17 protein-coding genes are annotated in these 18,704 nt (G+C 37.7%); 2 read left to right on the top strand and 15 right to left on the bottom strand.

Annotated elements, in window-relative coordinates; translation table 11 throughout:
- Positions 1-2: 2 nt before the first annotated feature.
- From ACCQ42_RS08625 to ACCQ42_RS08610, 4 genes are all read right to left on the bottom strand, one after another.
- Entirely contained in the window at positions 3-203 is a 201-nt protein-coding gene (locus ACCQ42_RS08625; RefSeq protein WP_410035937.1) for a hypothetical protein, read from the bottom strand.
- A gap of 142 nt (positions 204-345) precedes the next feature.
- Positions 346-3,444, bottom strand: coding sequence for a type I restriction endonuclease subunit R (locus ACCQ42_RS08620; protein ID WP_410035936.1), 3,099 nt, complete (start codon positions 3,442-3,444; stop codon positions 346-348).
- Positions 3,437-4,561 (bottom strand): restriction endonuclease subunit S, encoded by a 1,125-nt coding sequence (locus ACCQ42_RS08615; RefSeq protein WP_410035935.1) that lies wholly within the window; start codon positions 4,559-4,561, stop codon positions 3,437-3,439. The genes ACCQ42_RS08620 and ACCQ42_RS08615 overlap by 8 nt, the downstream gene beginning before the upstream one ends.
- Positions 4,551-6,053 (bottom strand): type I restriction-modification system subunit M, encoded by a 1,503-nt coding sequence (locus ACCQ42_RS08610; protein WP_410035934.1) that lies wholly within the window; start codon positions 6,051-6,053, stop codon positions 4,551-4,553. The genes ACCQ42_RS08615 and ACCQ42_RS08610 overlap by 11 nt, the downstream gene beginning before the upstream one ends.
- 277 nt (positions 6,054-6,330) lie before the next feature.
- On the opposite strand from ACCQ42_RS08610, the gene ACCQ42_RS08605 reads away from it, so the two are divergent.
- Entirely contained in the window at positions 6,331-7,149 is an 819-nt protein-coding gene (locus ACCQ42_RS08605; protein WP_410035933.1) for a hypothetical protein, read from the top strand.
- A gap of 252 nt (positions 7,150-7,401) precedes the next feature.
- Positions 7,402-8,703: a hypothetical protein gene (locus tag ACCQ42_RS08600; protein ID WP_410035932.1), complete on the top strand. Its 1,302-nt coding sequence runs from the start codon at positions 7,402-7,404 to the stop codon at positions 8,701-8,703.
- Positions 8,704-8,951: 248 nt separating this feature from the next.
- Here ACCQ42_RS08600 and ACCQ42_RS08595 read toward each other — a convergent pair whose 3' ends face one another.
- From ACCQ42_RS08595 to ACCQ42_RS08545, 11 genes are all read right to left on the bottom strand, one after another.
- Positions 8,952-10,343, bottom strand: a complete 1,392-nt coding sequence (locus tag ACCQ42_RS08595; RefSeq protein ID WP_410035931.1) for a S41 family peptidase — start codon at positions 10,341-10,343, stop codon at positions 8,952-8,954.
- The gene (locus ACCQ42_RS08590) at positions 10,330-10,677 is read right to left on the bottom strand and encodes a hypothetical protein (RefSeq protein ID WP_410035930.1); all 348 of its coding nucleotides are present in this window, start codon (positions 10,675-10,677) and stop codon (positions 10,330-10,332) included. Before ACCQ42_RS08590 ends, ACCQ42_RS08595 begins: the two co-directional genes overlap by 14 nt.
- Before the next feature lies 1 nt (position 10,678).
- Entirely contained in the window at positions 10,679-11,689 is a 1,011-nt protein-coding gene (gene tsaD, locus ACCQ42_RS08585) for a tRNA (adenosine(37)-N6)-threonylcarbamoyltransferase complex transferase subunit TsaD (protein ID WP_311531915.1), read from the bottom strand.
- Complete coding sequence (gene rimI, locus ACCQ42_RS08580; protein WP_410035929.1) at positions 11,682-12,122, bottom strand: ribosomal protein S18-alanine N-acetyltransferase; 441 nt, start codon at positions 12,120-12,122, stop codon at positions 11,682-11,684. Before rimI ends, tsaD begins: the two co-directional genes overlap by 8 nt.
- The gene (gene tsaB, locus ACCQ42_RS08575) at positions 12,097-12,780 is read right to left on the bottom strand and encodes a tRNA (adenosine(37)-N6)-threonylcarbamoyltransferase complex dimerization subunit type 1 TsaB (RefSeq protein ID WP_265214802.1); all 684 of its coding nucleotides are present in this window, start codon (positions 12,778-12,780) and stop codon (positions 12,097-12,099) included. The genes rimI and tsaB overlap by 26 nt, the downstream gene beginning before the upstream one ends.
- Positions 12,761-13,207 carry a tRNA (adenosine(37)-N6)-threonylcarbamoyltransferase complex ATPase subunit type 1 TsaE gene (gene tsaE, locus ACCQ42_RS08570; protein ID WP_410035928.1) on the bottom strand — a complete coding sequence of 149 codons (447 nt, stop codon included), beginning with the start codon at positions 13,205-13,207 and terminating at the stop codon, positions 12,761-12,763. The genes tsaB and tsaE overlap by 20 nt, the downstream gene beginning before the upstream one ends.
- A 113-nt stretch (positions 13,208-13,320) precedes the next feature.
- Entirely contained in the window at positions 13,321-15,759 is a 2,439-nt protein-coding gene (locus tag ACCQ42_RS08565) for an ATP-dependent Clp protease ATP-binding subunit (RefSeq protein WP_410035927.1), read from the bottom strand.
- The gene (locus ACCQ42_RS08560; protein WP_410035926.1) at positions 15,746-16,726 is read right to left on the bottom strand and encodes an ATP--guanido phosphotransferase; all 981 of its coding nucleotides are present in this window, start codon (positions 16,724-16,726) and stop codon (positions 15,746-15,748) included. The genes ACCQ42_RS08565 and ACCQ42_RS08560 overlap by 14 nt, the downstream gene beginning before the upstream one ends.
- Positions 16,723-17,307: a UvrB/UvrC motif-containing protein gene (locus tag ACCQ42_RS08555; protein ID WP_106461369.1), complete on the bottom strand. Its 585-nt coding sequence runs from the start codon at positions 17,305-17,307 to the stop codon at positions 16,723-16,725. Before ACCQ42_RS08555 ends, ACCQ42_RS08560 begins: the two co-directional genes overlap by 4 nt.
- A gap of 2 nt (positions 17,308-17,309) precedes the next feature.
- Entirely contained in the window at positions 17,310-17,771 is a 462-nt protein-coding gene (locus ACCQ42_RS08550) for a CtsR family transcriptional regulator (protein WP_265214793.1), read from the bottom strand.
- 160 nt (positions 17,772-17,931) lie between these two features.
- Positions 17,932-18,087 (bottom strand): hypothetical protein, encoded by a 156-nt coding sequence (locus ACCQ42_RS08545; protein WP_410035925.1) that lies wholly within the window; start codon positions 18,085-18,087, stop codon positions 17,932-17,934.
- Between the last annotated feature and the right edge of the window lie 617 nt (positions 18,088-18,704).

Raw genomic sequence — 18,704 nt, 5'->3', positions numbered from 1 at the left:
ACTTACACCCACTTCAACCTTTCAAATCTATCTTTTATATCCATTGGGATGTTACTAACCTGGCAATATTTTTCAAAGATATTTAAATTCTTTAGCAATCTTTTTGCTTCATCTCTATTAGGCATTATTAAATTGTATTCTTTTCCTAACTTGTCTATTTGCTCTTCAAAGTCTAAAAAGGGTTTATCAGGTTTATTATTCATTTCATCCACCAAAAAAGCCAGACATACGTATACTCGATACATATTCTAGCTTCTTTGTGATGGGCAACCATATTGTCACCCCGGCATGGTTATATTATATCAAAAAGCACGCATTTATCAAACTTGTATAAATTGTTCTATCTTAAAGTCCATAGGCTTCATCAAAATATTGAGCCTGGTCAATAATTAATTTAACTACCTTATCCATTTCATCCTTTGGATATTTATATTTTCTAAGTAATCTTTTTACTGCGAGTCTCATAGAGGCTCTGCCTGATTGTTTTAGCGACCAATCCGGTGTCATTTCTTGATTTATGGCTTGACTAAGCTCTCTAGTGAATCTTATCATATCTTCATCGGTATACAAGTCCTTGATATTTTCAGGATTTCTGATTGCATGATAGAAGGCAAGCTCTTCTTTGCTTAAGCCTGTAGCTTTACTTTCTTCATCCATCTTCACCATCTCATCTGCCAAATCGAGTAATTTTTTAATTACGTCATCAAGGTCATAATCATTATTGTTATCTTCCCCGACACCACTAGTGAAGTTTTGAAGACCTTTGGCGTTGGCTATGAGCCCTTGCTTATACCTTTCCATAACTCTTTTCAATTTTTCTGAAAATTCCTCACTCTTTAGCTTATCAGTTCTAACATATTGAATTATTTCATCTCTTAAAAGCTTTTCTAATAACTTAATACTCAGATTTTTCTGCTTCATCTTGGCAAGATTTGCAAGAAACTTCCTATCAAATAGGTTAACTTCACCGCCAATATTCTGGAATATATCTATTACTCCCCTGCTTTCTACTACCTTGTCTAACAGAGTAGATATCTCTTTATCTATTTCCTTCCTTGATATATTGCCAGGGCTTGTAATCCTCATCACACTTATCCTGATGGCTTCAATAAAGGCTGCTTCCCTCTGTTCCTTATCATTAGTCAATGAACCACATAGACTATGGGCTTGCTTTAGGGCATAGGCTTCTTTTTTAAATTCTTCCTGAGTTTTCTCATCGTAGGCTAATACCGAGTTGATCCCGTCCTTAATTAATTCCGCCATCTCTGATTTTTCTATATCCTTAGCAAAAATTCTCTGATATTTAAAATCTTTTGTAACCAAGTCCCTACAAATTTTCAGCTTTTCCTTAAAAACAGGATAGGCAGTATCTCTAATATTAGACCCAGCATTGCCGCTTCCGTTATTAGTGTATTCACTAATGGCCTTTCTTAGGGCATCGGCTATGCCAATATAGTCGACAACCAAGCCACCTTCCTTATCCTCAAATACCCTATTAACCCTAGCGATAGCCTGCATTAAATTGTAGCCTTCCATAGGTTTGTATACATACATAGTAGAAAGGGAAGGAACATCAAAGCCAGTGAGCCACATATCTACAACAATAGCTATTTTAAATGGGTCGTCATTATCCTTGAAGCGCTTGGCAAGCTCTTCCTTGTCAGTTTTAAAACCTAAAACATCCTTCCAATCCTCTGGATCATTATTACTTGATGTAGCAATAACCTTGACCTTTTCCTTCCAATCTGGCCTTAATTCTAAGATTTTCTTGTAAATCTTAATGGCTATACGCCTGTTATAGGCCACAAGCAAGGCCTTACCTGTAAGTAGGTCTGCCCTATTTTTTTCATAATGGTTAATTATATCATTAACGAGGGTATCAATTGCCTCATCAGATCCTACAATTCTTTCAAGCCTACTTAGGTTTTTCTTAGAATTTTCAATATCAATGGAGCTTGCCTTTGCTTCCATTTCCTTGTATTTCTGGTCAATAAGCTTTAAGACTTCCTTATCAAGGAATAAGTTCAAAACCCTATTTTCATAATAAACAGGCTTGGTAGCCCCATCTTTAACGGCTTGGTTCATATCGTAAATATCGATATAAGAACCAAAAACTTCCTTAGTGTCCTTGTCCTTATCAGAAATAGGGGTACCTGTAAATCCAATATAAGTCGCATTTGGCAAGCTATCTCTAACTAGCCTTGCCATTCCGATTTGAATATGACCATCCTTGCTAATCTTTTCTTTAAGACCATATTGAGACCTGTGGGCCTCATCAGAAATAACTATAATATCATTTCTAAGACTCAAAGGCTCGTCAGATTCCTGAAATTTCTGCATAGTAGAGAAAAATATCCCATTAGACTTTCTCTTATCGAGCAAATTATAAAGGTCTTCTCTTGATTTGGCTTGAATAGGTTCTTGCCTTAAAAACTTGCTGGCTCTTGCAAATTGGCCATAAAGTTGGTTATCAAGATCATTTCTATCTGTAATAATCACAAAGGTAGGTTTATCAAGGGTTCTGATTAAGTATTGGCTATAAAAAACCATAGATAAGGACTTGCCTGAACCTTGGGTATGCCAAAAAACTCCCCCTCTGCCATCGCCCTTTTTAATAGCTTCTACTGTAGACTTAAGAGCTTTTCGTACTGCAAAATATTGATGATATTGGGCCATAATCTTAGTAGTGCCCTCATCCTTGTGCTCAAAAAATATGAAATTTCTGATAATATCCAAAAATCTTCTCTTATCCAAAATCCCCTTTATAGGAGTAATATAGTCGCCAAAGTCCTTTGACTCATAAGACCCATCAGCACTCTTCCATTCCTTATACCAGGCCATGTTGGCAGTAATAGTTCCTACCTTTGTCTTGGTAAAATCTGAAATTATATTAAAGGCATTGTAAACAAAAAGCTCCTCTATGCCCTTTTGGTAATTTTTAATCTGCCTATAGGCACTGTCAATGTCGCTAAATTCAGTAGACAAAGACTTAAGCTCAATTACAACAAGGGGCAAGCCATTAACATAGATTAAAACATCAGGCCTTCTGGTATCCTTGCCCTCAATAGTAAGCTGGTTTGAAACTACAAAGGAATTTGCCTCTGGATTTTCATAATCTATTAGGCGGGCAAGCCTAGTCTTAGTCTCCCCATCCTCATAGCTTGTAAGTTCAATACCATTTTGCAAATATTCAAAAAAGATTTCATTCCTATTTACAAGCAAACCTGCATCGATATTATTAATCTTAAAGACAGCCTGGTCTATAAGGTCAGGGTCAAGGTCTGAATTAAGCTTAGCAAGAGCTTCCCTCAAATATTCTGCCGCCAAAGGAGACCTCTTAGACTCCCTTATTATCTGAGTGTGGTCAGTTCTTTCATAACCCAAATCTTCAATTGTTTTAATAAAAATCTCTTCAAAGCCCTTTTCTAAATAAACTTCAGTCATAAGGTCCCCCTAGGTTTTCAAGGTCAATCTCCCCAGCCATAAGCTTAGGTAATAATGCATCACGAGTCTCGGCTAGGGTTTGGTTTTGGTTAGTAAGAAAATCTTGCAATTCAAATATATTTTTAATTATTTTTTGGAATCGATTAATAATTATCTCATTAGGCAACACGATCTTTATATTTTTTATATCTTTTTGACTTATTAGTGGCTGAGTACTTCCTCTATTTAACGAGCTATAATTTACTTCCAACAATTGAAAATAAAGATATTCAAAATAATTACTAGAGGTAAATACTAGAGTGTTATCTGAAGGCCAAATTTTTTTATAATACTTTTTAACAATACCTAATGTTCCTACTCTTCCTGTTATTATTACTTTTTCATCATATAGGTAATCTTCGCAATATCCTGTTAGACCATTAGCTCCAACTATTGGAATAATTGGATGGCTCGTTTTCCCATTCGGTCTCTTTCCACTTCTTACTTTTGATATCTTACCAATTGTACTTATTTCCCATCCTTCAGGAATTATTCCTAGGTCAGAGTCTACAAAATTTCCATCCACAAAGGGCTCAAAATCTACAAAATAATACTTAAACAAGGCCTGGGCCTGGGCTTCTAGGTTGGCTATAATTTTGTTGTTGGTTTCTATTTTTTTATCGTAATTAATTAAAATATCACAAATTGATTTTTGCTGTTTTTTATCAAGAATAGGTACTTCATATAAAGCAATCGCTTTTTTATCGCCTCTTGGCATCTTCGTCCCTTTTGAAGTTAAGGTCATCATATTAAAAAAGCTATCTTGTGATAGTAAATAATATAAATAATCTTGGTGAACCACATCATTAGATAAAAATATTAAGACATCATTTGAAGTAATGCCGTCTTTCTCTGCCTTCCATATTTTTTTAAAGTATGGTCTTATATTTGATACTAAAATATCATCTTTATAAAATAATTTTCCAGATTTACCCAATGATGATTCAAACTCTTGACTAACCCCTTCTTTTTCTGGTAATAAATGTGTAGTTGTAATATATAATAAATTCTTATTTTTATTACTTTTTATATTTTCATTTCTTAAAGTTGATATATCAGAAATTTTTCTATATTCCATACCCCAACTCCCCAAGCTGGCGCTTTATTGCTTCTTCCAGCTTGTTTGATTCTTCAAAGAGGTCCTTTAATTCTCCAGATAGTCTTTCCATCTTTTCCTCAAAAGGCTCTAAGTCTTCCTCTTCTGCCTCAAGTCCCACATAGCGGCCCGGGGTTAGGACGAAGGAATTTTTCTCTATCTCGCTTGTATCTGCAACATGGGCAAAGCCAGCTTCTTCTACATCTTCTCCCCTTACAAATCTAGCATAGGCACCTGATATTTTTTCTATATCTGCATCTGCTAGATCTCTATGGGCCCTGTCTACCATATGGCCTAGCGACCTACAATCTAAAAACAAGGTCTTATTTGTTTGTTTCTTATCTTTATTTATAATCCAAATTGATACTGATATGCCTGTTGAGTAAAAAAGCCTATCTGGCATGGCGATTATACATTCTACCAGATCATATTTTATAATATTTTCCCTTATTTGTCTTTCGCTGCCTGTAGATGATGATAGGGCTCCATTTGCTAGGACTAGGCCCATCTTCCCCTCATCTGCTAGGTGGTAAATCATGTGTTGCATCCAGGCGTAGTTGGCGTTACCTTCTGGTGGTATGCCATATTTCCATCTCTTATCTTCGATGAGTTTATCACCGCCCCAATCCTTGAGGTTGAAGGGAGGATTGGCTATGATAAAATCTGCCTTCATATTTTTATGTCTATCATCAAAAAATGTATCAGCAGCTCCCTCGCCCAAGTCTCCTTCCAGGCCATGGATTGCAAGGTTCATCTGGGCAAGCTTCCAGGTATTTGGATTTGATTCCTGTCCATAAATCGAAAGGTCATTTGCTCTTCCTTGGTGGATTTTTACAAATTTGGCAGATTGGATAAACATACCACCAGCCCCACAACATGGGTCATAGACCCTACCTTGGTAAGGTTCTAGGATTTCTACTATTGTTTTGACTATAGATGTAGGTGTATAGAATTCTCCCGCATTTCTGCCTTCAAGGCTTGCAAACTGGGCTATGGCATATTCATATGTCCTGCCAAGTATATCCTTAGATGAGCCGTGGTCCTTGAGTTTGAGATTGTCAAAAAGCACCACTACTTCCCCAAGCCTTCTCTTATCAAGCTCAGGTCTGGCGTAGTTTTTAGGTAAAATTCCATTAAGCCTAGGATTTTCTTCTTCTATGGATATCATGGCCTGATCTATTACCTGGCCAATTTCTGGGCTGGTAGCCTTAGATGCTACATATTCCCACCTAGCTTCTTTTGGTACAAAGAATATATTTTCAGCTAAGTATTCATCCCTATCCTCAGCATAGTCTTCACCATCTTCCAAAAGACTCTTATACTTTGCTTCAAAGGAATCTGATATATACTTTAAAAATATCAGCCCCAAAACAACGTTTTTATATTCAGCCGCATCCATATTGCCCCTAAGCTTATCAGCTGCAGCAAAAATTTCTTTCTCAAAACCAAGATTGGCTCCAGTAATATTATCCATTATATGCTCCTATATTTTATGTTCTCGAAATTTTCTCCCTCAGTTATTACTATATAATATAAATCTATGCTATATAAATTTCATTTTAATTATACATATTCAATTTTATTATAACATAAAACTACATAAACTTAGTAAATATATTTTTGTCTCATAATTATAGAATTTTTTGTCGTTTATTATCATAGGTAGGTAAACAATATATTATTTGATATAATATTAAGTAAGAATATATGATTAAGAAAGGATAAGATAAATAATGCATTTTATGGATTTGATGAAGAATGGTAATTTCAGCGCTAGACAAGAAATTAATTGTATAGCTGAAATTTTGGATAAAAATTATGCGATGTATGGAAGTATAACTGATTTATTTGATAGAAATTTTATTAAATTTTCTAAAAAAGGACCATTCACTTCCTTGAAGCAAATGCGAGATTTTTTAGCCAGACAAACTTCTAATCAAGAAGAATTACTTATACTTAATTGTGAGATGTTATTATATTTAATTCACGAATACAAATATTCAATTTGCAATAGTAATAGATTCCTAAGAGAATCAAATTTAACTACACCTGAGAAAGGGCTTAAATATTTAGAAAGACACATTTACGAAGTTGTTGATAGAATACACCATAAAGTCGTAAAAGTAGATGATGATTACAATTTTATTATAGTTCCTAAAGATAAGAAATCTATCCAGGCAGCTGAAATAGTGGCTTGTAATGACGAAAACATTGCTATTAAAATCTTAGAATACAAACATTTCTCTAATACAGTGGATGATAAGGAAAAAATATTAATCTCTATTGCTAAATATATGGAAAATAAACGAGCAGACTTATCGAATAAATTAAATGAAGATGGTTTATATATGCAAAAAAATGGCAAAAATGTGCTTGTTGAACAAATGTTTGAAATGTTTAATAATTTACACATTAGGCATAATACAGATAAACAATATATCAAAAAATCCGAAAGAGAAAAATGGTATGACTACACTTATAACACAATTTTAACTGTAATAATCATAGAGGAACAATCAAAAATTAATAGAGAATTTAAAGAATTAAAAGATGATAATCGAAAAAAATAATAAATTGACCAAAACGAAAAGAAACCCTAACTCTTAAGCATTTCTGAATAGTTGAACCCCAACTCTTAGGAATTTCCTAATAGTTCTAAAAATTTACAAACATCAAAGGGCAGACCCAAAAGTGTCTGCTCTTTTTATACTTCTTTACAAAAGGCCCAATTTCCTACAAAGCAGCCAGCTTTTTAAGGCTTTGCTTGTTGATTTTTCCCTATATTTCTATATAATATATCTATATGAGTAAAGGAAGATATTATGAGAATTAATTTTAAAAAAACTCTAGCGACTTTTATGGCTTTTGGGCTCTTTGTGGGGCTTTGCGGCCAATCTTTTGCTAGTGATGATGATAAAGTGGCTAATTCATTATTTCAAATTCTTGCAAGTGATGTGATTAGCGATGATGAAGATACTGAGCTTACGGTGGATTTTGCTAAGGATCCTCTCTATATTGAGGAGTTTGATGCTAGGTTTGCCCTTCTTTCTAAGATTGAAGAGGCTAGAAATATCCCAAGCCTTGATTTGACTGATTATGTCAAGCTTGTAAATACCAAATCCTCTGATAAGGAGGCTCTTGCGGCTGGGCTTGATTCTTTGACCAAGCTTATAGATGCTAGTGGAGAGAAGGTCGCAGTGGACCTTGATATTGCAGCTATCAAGGCTAGGGTCAATGATTATATCATTAAGGGCGAGCTTTTCTATGCTGATAAGCTAGATAAGACCGACCTTAACACCCTACATGCCTATTATGAAGCAGCTATAAATTCGCTTTATTACAAGAATACATCTGGCGAAGCAAGAAAATCCTATGATGATATTTTTAAGGAAGTCTATGAATATTTGACCTCTGCCAATGAGAAGATTAAAAATGGCGAGGCTTTAAGTGAAGCTGATAAGGCAAGTATAGAGGACTTATACAAAAAGCTTGACCAAGTAGTTAAAACAAATACCGCCAAGCCTCTCAAACACGAGTCTACATCTCTTAGAAACCCTAGCTACCTATCTAGCGGCAATGAGATGAAGGTGGGCGAAGATAAGATTAACGAGAATTCCGCCTTCTACAAGTCTAGCAATCCTAAGATTAAGGAGGCTTACGAAAAATTATCAGCTGATCAAAGAAAAGAGCTTGATAATATGAACACTGACAACAACGACTATATCAGTGAAGATGAACTCAAGAATGACGGAAGATTTACCCTACCTCTAGATGATAATAACTTTATCAAGCAATTCCTAGAAAGCGAGGTCAAATCCTCTGACTCAAGCCAAACAACTAGTACAGATCAAACAAGCTCCACACCTGCAACCACCACAGTCACAGACAATAGCCAGACTGCAAGCACCGCCCAAAACCCAATCAGCGGCACACCAGAAACAGTGACCATAGGCGGAGCAGAAGACAAGTCATCTCAAACAGATGACAAGAAGGATGCCCCAACCAATACCTCATCCACATCCTATGTAAAAACAGGTATCACTGGAATAGCCTATGTTGGAATAATTTTAGTAGTGGCTATAGGAGCCTTTGCAATCCTAAATAAAAATAAAGACAAAAAATAAGACCAAAGCCTGAGACCATAAACTCGGGCTTTTTGCTTGGGGAAATTTTTAGATATATTATCCAAATTTCTAATAAAGCCCTTAGACCAATCATTGCAAATTCAGACAATCCTATATATTCGATCTATTATATAAAGAATCTCCAATATAGTATTCATTATATAAAGCCTACTAGCACACACCCATTGATAATGATAATTAATCTTTATAACTAGCTTTTTCCATTTAAAAAGAGACCATTTGGTCTCTTAATTTTGTATTTGGCTTTCTATGCTTTGTAGGGATTGTCTGTAGGTGCCTGTTTCTATGTCTGGGGTGGTTGGGTTTTCTTCGTTGATGGTGCCATCTGGGGCATAGCCTAGGGTGTTGGTGTAGGTGTAGACTAGGCCTGAATTTGGGAGGACTGAGTTTATTACTCCAAGTGTTATCCCGTCGCCTCCTGTTTGGCTGCCTACTATGGTGGCTAGCTCTGTGTGCTTGATGAATGATGCGAAGCCTTCGGCTGCTGAGAAGACGTCTTTGTCGACTAAGAGGAAGATTTTGCCTTCGTAGCCGTTGTCTTTTTTGCTTTCGTCTGGATTTATGGCTACGATGTCTTTGATGTAGTAGGCGAAGTCTTTTAAATCTTCTGCATGGTCTAGTTTTATACCTGTGATGTCGACGTTTGAGAGTTTTTCGACATTTATGGTGTCATCTGATAAGAGGAGCCTGGTCTTGGCTGAGTCTTTGAAGAACATGTGGTTTGTGACTTGTTTTGGCTCTGTGATTAGCTTTGGCAAGAGGAAGTTTTTCCAATATTCCATGTTGCCGCCTACATTATCTCTTATGTCTATGACTAGTCCCTTGTACAAGTGTTTATTTCTTAGGAATTCGTCTAGGATTTCCTCATCCTTTTCGATAGACTTATCATCTAGCATCTGGCTTACTTTAAGGATGGCCAGGTCTCCTTCGCTTGTTAGGCTGAGGTTAGCAGCTGTTTTGGCATCGCCTGATTTTTTCCTTCTTATTTTGCCTGAGTTGGCCCTGGATTGAACGCCTTCTAGGTCATACCTGTTTCTGACTGCTTGCCTATTTAGGTTGATAAATTCATAGTAGATCGATGGTTGGTTCCAATTTTGTGAATAATAGCTGAGGGTGGTCTGTACATAGGCCCTGTCAGCGATTTTGGCGTGGTAATTGTGAAGCTGGCCCATTATTTCTGTCATGGCATCGATAAAGTCTTGGTCGTTTTCGCAGGACTTTATCCTGGCTAGGTAGATGTCGTGATTGGCTAGAAAGTCGATGTCATATTTCCTATCTAGGACACCAAAGAAGGGATAATTTTCCTTTAATTCTGCAAATAGGTATTCGAAGTCTTCTACCATTTCAGCCTTGGTGAGTTTTTTGGGCTCTTGTGGGGCTGGTAGTTTGAGCTTGGCTGGACCTTTTAAGGCTTTGAACCACTTTAGGTATTTTTCTTCGCTAAATTCTGCGATTTTGTCTGGATAGAAGCTTTCTGTTAAAGGGCTTATATTTTCTTGCATGTCTCTTTCCACCCTTGATTTTTCAAGGCTTGCCAGTCTTCTTTTGACGCAAGATGTGGAGCTTAGGCCTATTAATATTAAGAGAGCTAGAAAGATTAGCTTTTTACTTTTTCTCATCTAGGCCTCCTCTTATGACCCAGTCTCTCTTGTAGATGTCAAAGAGGATGGCAATATTTCCTAAAGGATTTACTAGAGAATAGATTATTAGAAGAAGGCTTAAAAAGGCAAGTCTTCCTTGCTCGGATTTTTTGATTGCAGCTGGGCTCTTGCTTGTGGATAAGCTAACAAGTCCATAGATTGCAGCTAAGACTCCAAATATTTTCTCAAAGATTTCCATATAATATATTCCAAAGCCAAATATGCCTAAACCGGCTAGGACCCAGATTAGGCTTGAAATTTTGTTTAGTTTATTATATTTTTTTAATGACGAATTTTTCTTTCTTCTTTTCATATCATAAGTCTAGGTTGGGATATACTTTCATAAAATTGTCATCCCTTATGCCTGCCTGGTAGTCCAGGTAGCCTGCCATTGCTATCATGGCTGCATTGTCTGTACATAATATCGGATCTGGATAATAAAACCCGATGTCGCGCTTTCCTAGCTCTTCTTCAAATCTCTGTCTTAGTCTAGAATTGGCTGCAACTCCCCCTGATATGGCGAAGTTTTTGTAGCCTGTTTCTTCTAGAAGCCTTAGAGATTTGGCGACTAGGACATCTACTACTGCTTCTTGGAAGCTTGCCGCAAGGTCTGCCTTGTTGACTTCTCTTCCTTTTTGTTCTTCTTGGTTGGCATAGTTTAGGACTGCTGTCTTTAGGCCTGAGAAGGAGAAGTCGTAGGAGTCTTTTTCCAGCATGACTCTTGGAAAATCAATTGCTGCTCCATTGCCTTCTTTGGCTAGCTTATCAATTTTTGGGCCGCCTGGATAGCCTAGGCCAATCTTTCTTGCTATCTTATCGTAAGATTCGCCGGCTGCATCATCTCTGGTGGTACCTACTACTTCTATATCTGTGTAGTCCTTAACCTTGCAAAGATAGGTGTGACCGCCTGATACGACTAGGCAGATGAAAGGTGGCTTAAGGTCTGGGTTTGATAGATAGTTAGCACAGATGTGGCCTTTCATGTGGTTGGCTCCTACAAGTGGGGCACCAGTGGCTAAGGCTAGGGCCTTGGCTGCTGATATTCCAACAAGGAGAGAGCCTATAAGACCTGGTCCCTTGGTTACAGTAATCAAGTCTATATCATCGTAGGAAAGGTCTGCATCTCTTAGAGCCTTTTCTATGAGGGGATTGATGGCTTCTAGGTGCTTTCTAGAGGCAATCTCCGGCACAACCCCACCAAAGAGCGCATGGATATCTATCTGGCTTGAGATGAGGTTGGTTAATAATTCTCTTTCGTTTTTTAGGATGGCTACAGAGGAATCATCGCAAGATGTCTCTATGGCCAAGGTATAAAAATCACTCATGTATCTTCCTTATCATGTTGTAGGCATCTTCGCCTGTCTTTTGGTAGTAATTTTTTCTAATCTTTTGGCTTACAAAGCCGAATTTCTTGTAAAGCTTGATGGCGGCGGTATTTTTGGTAGAAACTTCTAGCCAAATCTCATTTACATCGCTCGCTTCGCTTCTTTTTATAATATCGTCTAAAAGGATTGTTCCAATCCCCTCTGCCCTGAAATCCTTATCAACCGCAATGGTGAAGATTTCAACAACATCAAGGATATGGCTAACTATATAAAAACCTACCACTTCCCCGTCCTTTTCATAGACTATGTGTTTTAGAAATGAGTTGTCTTCAAATTCTTTGAGGAGTTGTTTTTTTGTCCACGGCTCAAAAAAGGAGTCATTTTCTATTTGATAAACCTTATCTGTATCATTTACAGTCATTTCTCTTATCATTTTTCAAAAATTCCCTTTCCGCCTGGCTCTTTCTAAGGTAATTTGGACCTATCTCAAAAAGAGGCCTTGGCTTATAATCTCCTGTCTGGGCCAGTCTTATCAGGCCGCCACCAATGCAAGTATTAAGGTTGATTGGAGCCTTAACTGCCCTTTCAAATTTATCAAAGTATTTATCATTAAGAAGGCCAATGAGTTCTACCTCAAGGCCCTTGTCATTGACAAGCCTTGCAAAATCATCGATTTCGTAAAGGTCTTCCTTGATGATTTCATTGAGATTTTCATCAAAAAGACCTGCATAAACCCTGGTAGACCTGGCATCTATCATCGGTGCCCTAAATTTATTTGAAGTAGAGCCAGCTGCCATGGCTCTTAGGGTTGAAATTGTAAGTAGGTCCTTATTTTCCACCTGGGCTAGGGTCTTGGCAATGGTCATGCCTATCCTTAGGCCTGTAAAAGAGCCTGGACCATGGGCGATAATAAAGGTGTCTATATCTGAAACCTTCATACCAAGAAGATCAAGAAGGGTCTCAATCATTGGGACCAAACTTTCTGAATGGGTCTTTAGTTGGTTGACATTAAAGTCCCCCAAGATTTCTTTATCATCGGCTATGGTCACAGTTGAAATCATTGTAGATGTATCAATTGCTAAGTAATTCATTAATCTTCCTCGCCCTTTCTGTCGAATCAGCTATCTTTATCTCTCGTCTATTTTCATCAAGCTTTTTAATCTCTATATCAATCATATCATCTGGCAGGTATCCGCTTACATTTTCTGCCCATTCTAGGAAGGTGATGGCGCCTTCTGGATAAAAATAAGTTTCAAAATCTATATCTAAAATCTCATCAGGATCCTCAAACCTATAGAGGTCTAGGTGGTAGACAGTCCTATCGGCCTGGTAAATATTTACCAAAGCAAAGGTTGGTGATGAGGTATCGTAGATCCCGTAATTCTTGCAAATGGCTGTAACTAGGGTAGTCTTGCCAGCTCCCATGTCAGCCTTCAAATTTATAACATCCCCATCCTCAAGGATTGGGGCAAGCTTATCTGCAAATTTCTTTAATTCTTCTAAGTTATTAATAATCATAAAAGCCTCTCATTCTTTTTATTATACCACAAGTAGGGCCCATAACTAAAGGATTTGGCCCTTATATTGGCAAAATAAAAGCAGTCCCGAAATTTTAGGGCTGCTTTTAAAATTTATTTGACTTTCAAGGCCTCTTTTTTGATTTTTTCTGCGACCTTGGTATTGCTTATATTTATAAAGACTAGAGAGTCGTTTCTTACTGATATTCTGATTGTCATGTCCTTATCTAGCTTATTATCTAGGATATCTTCTGCTAGCCTATCGTCAATCATCTTTGTGATGTGGCGTTCTAGTGGTCTTGCTCCGTATTCGCTGTTAAAGCCCTCCTTGGCCAGAAGATCTACTAGCTTGTCGTCATAGACGATTTCTATTCCGATTTCCCTGAGCCTTTCCCTGGTTTTTTCTAGCATGAGACCTGTGATTTCCTTGATGTCCTTCTTACCTAGGGCATTGAACATGATTACTTCATCTAATCTATTTAAAAACTCTGGAGCGAAGGAATCTTTTATTGCCTGGCCAATTACTTCTTTGGCCTTTTCATTGTCAGCTGCCTCTTCATCTTCTGCTAGGCTAAATCCTATAGATGTGGACTTATTAAGGCTTGCTACACCGACATTTGAGGTCATTATTATAATTGTGTTTTTAAAATCTACTGTCCTGCCTTGACCGTCTGTGAGCCTTCCATCATCTAAGATTTGGAGGAGGAGGTTGAAGACATCTGGGTGGGCCTTTTCGATTTCATCAAAGAGGATTACTGAGTATGGGTGGGTCCTGACTGCTTCTGTAAGCTGGCCGCCTTCCTCATAGCCTACATAGCCTGGAGGAGAGCCGACTAGTCTTGAGACTGCGAATTTCTCCATGTATTCACTCATATCCATCCTAATTAGGTTTTCTTCAGAACCGAAGAGCTCCTTGGCTAGGCTTTTGGCTAGGTAGGTTTTACCGACTCCGGTTGGGCCTACAAAGATGAAAGATCCTATTGGTTTGTTTGGATTTTTAAGGCCGACTCTAGCTCTTTTTATGGCGTGGGCTACAGATTCTATGGCATCATTTTGGCCGATGACTGTTCCTGCTAGGTTTGTATCAAGCTTAGCATATTTGGCCTTTTCATCTTCTGTTAGCCTTTCTACTGGGACTTTGGACCAGCTAGCGACTATATTTGCTATATCTTCATAACCTATGGCTAGGGTCTCTGAGACTTCTTCTTCCTTTTTATTTTCTAGGTCGAATTTCTTTTGGTTGATTATATCACGAAGCTTGGCTGCCTTTTCAAAATCTTGGTCAGCTACGGCTTGGTCTTTTTGATTTTTGAGTTCTTCTAGGATATCTTCTGGGTCTTCCTTTTCAGGATTTTCCTTAAAGGCTGCAATCCTCACCTTTGAGCTTGCCTCATCTATGAGGTCGATGGCCTTATCTGGGAGGAACCTGTCAGTGATATACCTATCTGATAGGTCCACTGCCGCATCTACTGCCTCATCTGTGATTTTGACATCGTGGTGGTCTTCGTACTTATCCTTTAGACCAAGGATTATCTTTTTGGCATCTTCCACGCTTGGCTCATCGACTTGGATTGGCTGCATACGACGGGTGAGGGCTGAGTCCTTTTCTACGTGTTTTCTGTATTCTTCAATGGTTGTAGCCCCTATTATCTGAATATCGCCCTTGGCAAGGATTGGCTTTAGGATATTGGCTGCATCCATTGATCCTTCTGCGGCTCCTGCCCCTAGGACCATGTGAAACTCATCTATAAAGAGGATGAGATTGTCAGATTGGGCGGCTTCTTCGAAGAGCTTCTTGAGCCTATCTTCAAAGTCTCCCCTGTATTTGGTGCCTGCGATCATGCTTGCCATATCAAGTGATAGGATGGTCTTATCCTTCATGATGGCTGGAAGCTTACCTTCGACAATCTGGGCTGCAAGGCCTTCTGCGATTGCTGTTTTTCCTACACCTGGCTCGCCGATTAGGATTGGGTTATTTTTTGTCCTTCTCATTAGGATTTGGACAATTCTTTTTATTTCATCATCCCTGCCTATAACCGGGTCAATTCTGCCATTTTCTGCCATCTCGTTGAGATTGGTGGTAAATTTAGTTATATTTTCGCTAAAGGCTGAATTTGATTTTTCGCCTTCCTTGGCCTGTTTGCTTAAGTCCCTTAGGTTTTTCTTGATTTCTTCCTTGTCCACTCCAGATAGGAGGAACATGATATTGGTGAAGGAATCCTCGTCATTTATGATAGCTAGGAGGACATCTTCCTCGCTTGTGGTCAAATCCCTTCTTTGCTTGGCATAAAACCTCGCAGTTTCCAAGGTTTTTCTTACCTTTTTGCTATATTCTGTGGCGGGTCTTATGGCTGTGCCCTTGCCTATATTATTTATGACTATTGAGCGAAGAAGCTCATAATTAGCGCCAGCTGCCTCTAGGGCCTTGCTAGCCTCTGAACCTGTCTTCATTAGGGCAAGCAAGAGGTGTTCAGTGCCTATATAATCATGGTTTAGGCCATAAGACTCACGTCTTGCTTGCTGGGTAAGTCTATTAAGTCTATTGTTTTCCATAATGCTCTCCCATATATTTCTTTAAAAATGCTGACCTTTTCTGGTCGAAATTATCCTTGTACTTGTGACTATTTATATTTGCTAGCAAATAGTCGATTTGGTCATTGTCAAGAGATGTATCATATTCTAAAATCCTATATTTCTTAAGATCATAGAGGTTTTGAGCTAAATTTTCCCTTGATTCTACTAAATTATTTGCTAGTTGATTTTCAATTATTTTTATTTCTTCTCTTACTTTTCTATCGTCTATATTGTTTAAAATCTTGTGATCTCTTCTAAATCTTCTCTCATTTTTGACAATACTTGCCAGGTCATTTTCCACATTGGCTAGATATGAATAGACATCTTCCCTATAATTGCCATAGTTTTTAAGCAGATAGACCTTATCTGCGTATGATTTGAGACCCTTAGGGATGTAATGTCTTGGGAACATGCCAGCATAGACCATGGCTTGCTTAAAACCAAAGTAGGTCTTTGAATTATCAATAAGGCCAAAAAGGAAAGCCTTGATGGCTATTTCTAGACCATTTCCAGAATTTCTTGCCCCACTTGTAAGGTAACCATATTCACCAGAAAAGGCGAAATCCAGGTGGTCATCCAGGACCTTTTCAATCTCATTTGCCCTCATATAGGCTGAGTTAAGATCTAAGTCAAAGCCTGAAATATTTATAGAAAGATGGTCCCTGTCATTAATAACAAGAGTCGTATCTCCCTCAAAAACCACTCCGATTTGGGCAAGCTTGTCTGGAGCATCCTCACTTAAAATCATCTGGTCGATTAGTTTATCGATTGTTTCATCGTCAAGGTCAGATAGGAGAAGAAGCTTGTCATCAAAGATATTTTTAAAGATATCAAGTATAACCAGGCTCTCATCATAGGTCATAGTTGTTGGAAAATCATAACCTTTGAGATTTCTCCTTAGAGAAAGATTGGAAGAAATTATTATATCTTTGCTAAATTCTTTCAATTTTTCACCTTCATATTTAGTTGTTCAATTTCTTCTTTTATATTGGCTGCAAGCTCGTAATCCTCTGTTTCAACAGATTCGGCAAGCTTTTGGGAAAGGTCTTTAATCCTTTCAGCGACCTGTCTAAATTCTCTTTCTGCCTTTGGGAATCGGCCCTTATATTCTGATAAATTATTGTAGGTCTTAAGGACCTTTTCAGTTAAATTTTTATTCAGATTATAGCAATGAGGGCAACCAAAGATTCCCTCCCTGATATTTGACTCAAGATTGCCACAATAAGGGCAAGCCTTGTCATCAAGGTTCATAATATATTCTAAATCTTTGTTATTTTGATTAAATTTATATTCATAATAAGAATTAATCACTTCATCAAGACTAGGCACGAAATTTTTGATAAGGCCTTCAAGAGCCTTGGGATCAAAATTAAGATTTTCAGCAGGAATCTGGCTCACATCCTCATCCTTAGGAAGCTTGGCGTATTTTTTGACGCAATCCTGGCAGAGGTGGATGTCATGACTATTGCCATTAAAAATCACCTTAAGGCTGACAGTCGCATCTTTTCCGCATTTATCACATTTCATAATTAACTCCTCGCAAGTATACTTAGAAGAAGGCTTCTTACAATACTTGATCTAACTTTATTTCTACCCCTTGGCTCTATATCGGCCAAAGACTTATCGCTAGTGGCATATTTTGCCATCAAAAGTTCATTTTCAGTCAAATACTCCCTCTCAAAAAGATCATCAAACAAGCTATAAGCATTGGATTGACTCATTTCCTTCTTAAGATTCTTTGACAAATAACTTATATAATCATCCTCTTCGACAATGGTGATAATCTTAATAAAACCATTACCACCACGCTTACTTTCGATAAGATAGCCATTATAAGGGGTAAATCTAGTAGATAAGACATAATTTATCTGACTAGGCGAGCAATCAAACCTACTAGCCAAGTCATTTCGCCCAATCTCAAGAGCCCCATCGACGCTATCTTCAAGCATGAGTTTTAAAAATCTTTCAATCTGATTAGTAAGACCAGCCATAAAATCACCTTCAATCTTTCTAATATTATAAATAAAATCTTAATCATGGCAAAATTAAGATCCTAGTAAAGGCCAAAAGATACTGACTATCCCTGACCATCATCTGTTAAATAAAAGAAGCACTTGCTTCTTAGGTAAATTATACTAGATAAGTAGGAATTTACAATTTTTTATCCAAGATAATATTATTATTTACTTTAATTCTTCGTATTGTCATCTCATGATGAATTGTTGTCATCAAGCTGATGACTTCGACTAAAGGAGGGGCGAAGGGGGCGGCCGATGCCCCCTCATGCCCCTCCTTAAACCTCCCCATTTCACCCCCTCTCGGCTCCTAAAGCGGAGTGCGGAATAGGAAGATTTTTTTCAAAAATCTTCTTTATTATGATGGATTACTTCGTATTTAACTATCCTTATTCTTACTGATTTAAAATCAAAAGTCCCCTAAAAATCACAATCTAGTCCAACTAAGCTTTTTATACTTACTTACTGTCTTAGTAACTACAATATTTTTATTTAAGTCTGGTTGTCAGTGTGATTTTCTTAACGGTGACTTCTGCTTTTAAATCTACCCATAGATTAGTATCTTATACCAACTCATCGCGATGTTTGCAAAGGCAAACGAGCCTTAGGTCTACCTTGACGTCCAGATTCTCTCAGAATACAGAATAATTCTCCCAAGGTCGGGAGATTTTGTAAATGGAGATGCCGTTAAGAAAATCTCCTGACGCACAAGTGAATATTAAATTTCTGTAATTACTGAGATGTAGAGTATATACAAAGCATAAATTTGGGCTAGATTGAGATTTTTAGGCATCGGAATGTCAAAATCAGCTTGAATTGGTCTAGCTTTTACGAAGAGATCTGTCTACAAAGAGTGGCTTGCCGAAGGCAAGCTTCTGTTTATGCTCCCCGCTTTAGGGGCCGCCTGGG

It is taken from the genome of Anaerococcus kampingae (genome assembly GCF_046365475.1).
GTDB lineage: Bacteria > Bacillota > Clostridia > Tissierellales > Peptoniphilaceae > Anaerococcus > Anaerococcus kampingae.
The sequence above is the reverse complement of the archived record's forward strand: the minus strand, read 5'-3'. Positions and strand labels throughout refer to the sequence as shown.

Coding starts and splice junctions, on each gene's coding strand:
- ACCQ42_RS08565 (WP_410035927.1), bottom strand. CDS start 15,759: ATGGAAAACAATAGACTTAATAGACTTACCCAGCAAGCAAGACGTGAG.
- ACCQ42_RS08625 (WP_410035937.1), bottom strand. CDS start 203: ATGAATAATAAACCTGATAAACCCTTTTTAGACTTTGAAGAGCAAATA.
- ACCQ42_RS08600 (WP_410035932.1), top strand. CDS start 7,402: ATGAGAATTAATTTTAAAAAAACTCTAGCGACTTTTATGGCTTTTGGG.
- ACCQ42_RS08605 (WP_410035933.1), top strand. CDS start 6,331: ATGAAGAATGGTAATTTCAGCGCTAGACAAGAAATTAATTGTATAGCT.
- ACCQ42_RS08545 (WP_410035925.1), bottom strand. CDS start 18,087: ATGGGGAGGTTTAAGGAGGGGCATGAGGGGGCATCGGCCGCCCCCTTC.
- ACCQ42_RS08595 (WP_410035931.1), bottom strand. CDS start 10,343: ATGAGAAAAAGTAAAAAGCTAATCTTTCTAGCTCTCTTAATATTAATA.
- ACCQ42_RS08555 (WP_106461369.1), bottom strand. CDS start 17,307: ATGAAATGTGATAAATGCGGAAAAGATGCGACTGTCAGCCTTAAGGTG.
- ACCQ42_RS08610 (WP_410035934.1), bottom strand. CDS start 6,053: ATGGATAATATTACTGGAGCCAATCTTGGTTTTGAGAAAGAAATTTTT.
- ACCQ42_RS08550 (WP_265214793.1), bottom strand. CDS start 17,771: ATGGCTGGTCTTACTAATCAGATTGAAAGATTTTTAAAACTCATGCTT.
- ACCQ42_RS08615 (WP_410035935.1), bottom strand. CDS start 4,561: ATGGAATATAGAAAAATTTCTGATATATCAACTTTAAGAAATGAAAAT.
- tsaB (WP_265214802.1), bottom strand. CDS start 12,780: ATGAATTACTTAGCAATTGATACATCTACAATGATTTCAACTGTGACC.
- ACCQ42_RS08590 (WP_410035930.1), bottom strand. CDS start 10,677: ATGAAAAGAAGAAAGAAAAATTCGTCATTAAAAAAATATAATAAACTA.
- ACCQ42_RS08620 (WP_410035936.1), bottom strand. CDS start 3,444: ATGACTGAAGTTTATTTAGAAAAGGGCTTTGAAGAGATTTTTATTAAA.
- tsaD (WP_311531915.1), bottom strand. CDS start 11,689: ATGAGTGATTTTTATACCTTGGCCATAGAGACATCTTGCGATGATTCC.
- rimI (WP_410035929.1), bottom strand. CDS start 12,122: ATGATAAGAGAAATGACTGTAAATGATACAGATAAGGTTTATCAAATA.
- tsaE (WP_410035928.1), bottom strand. CDS start 13,207: ATGATTATTAATAACTTAGAAGAATTAAAGAAATTTGCAGATAAGCTT.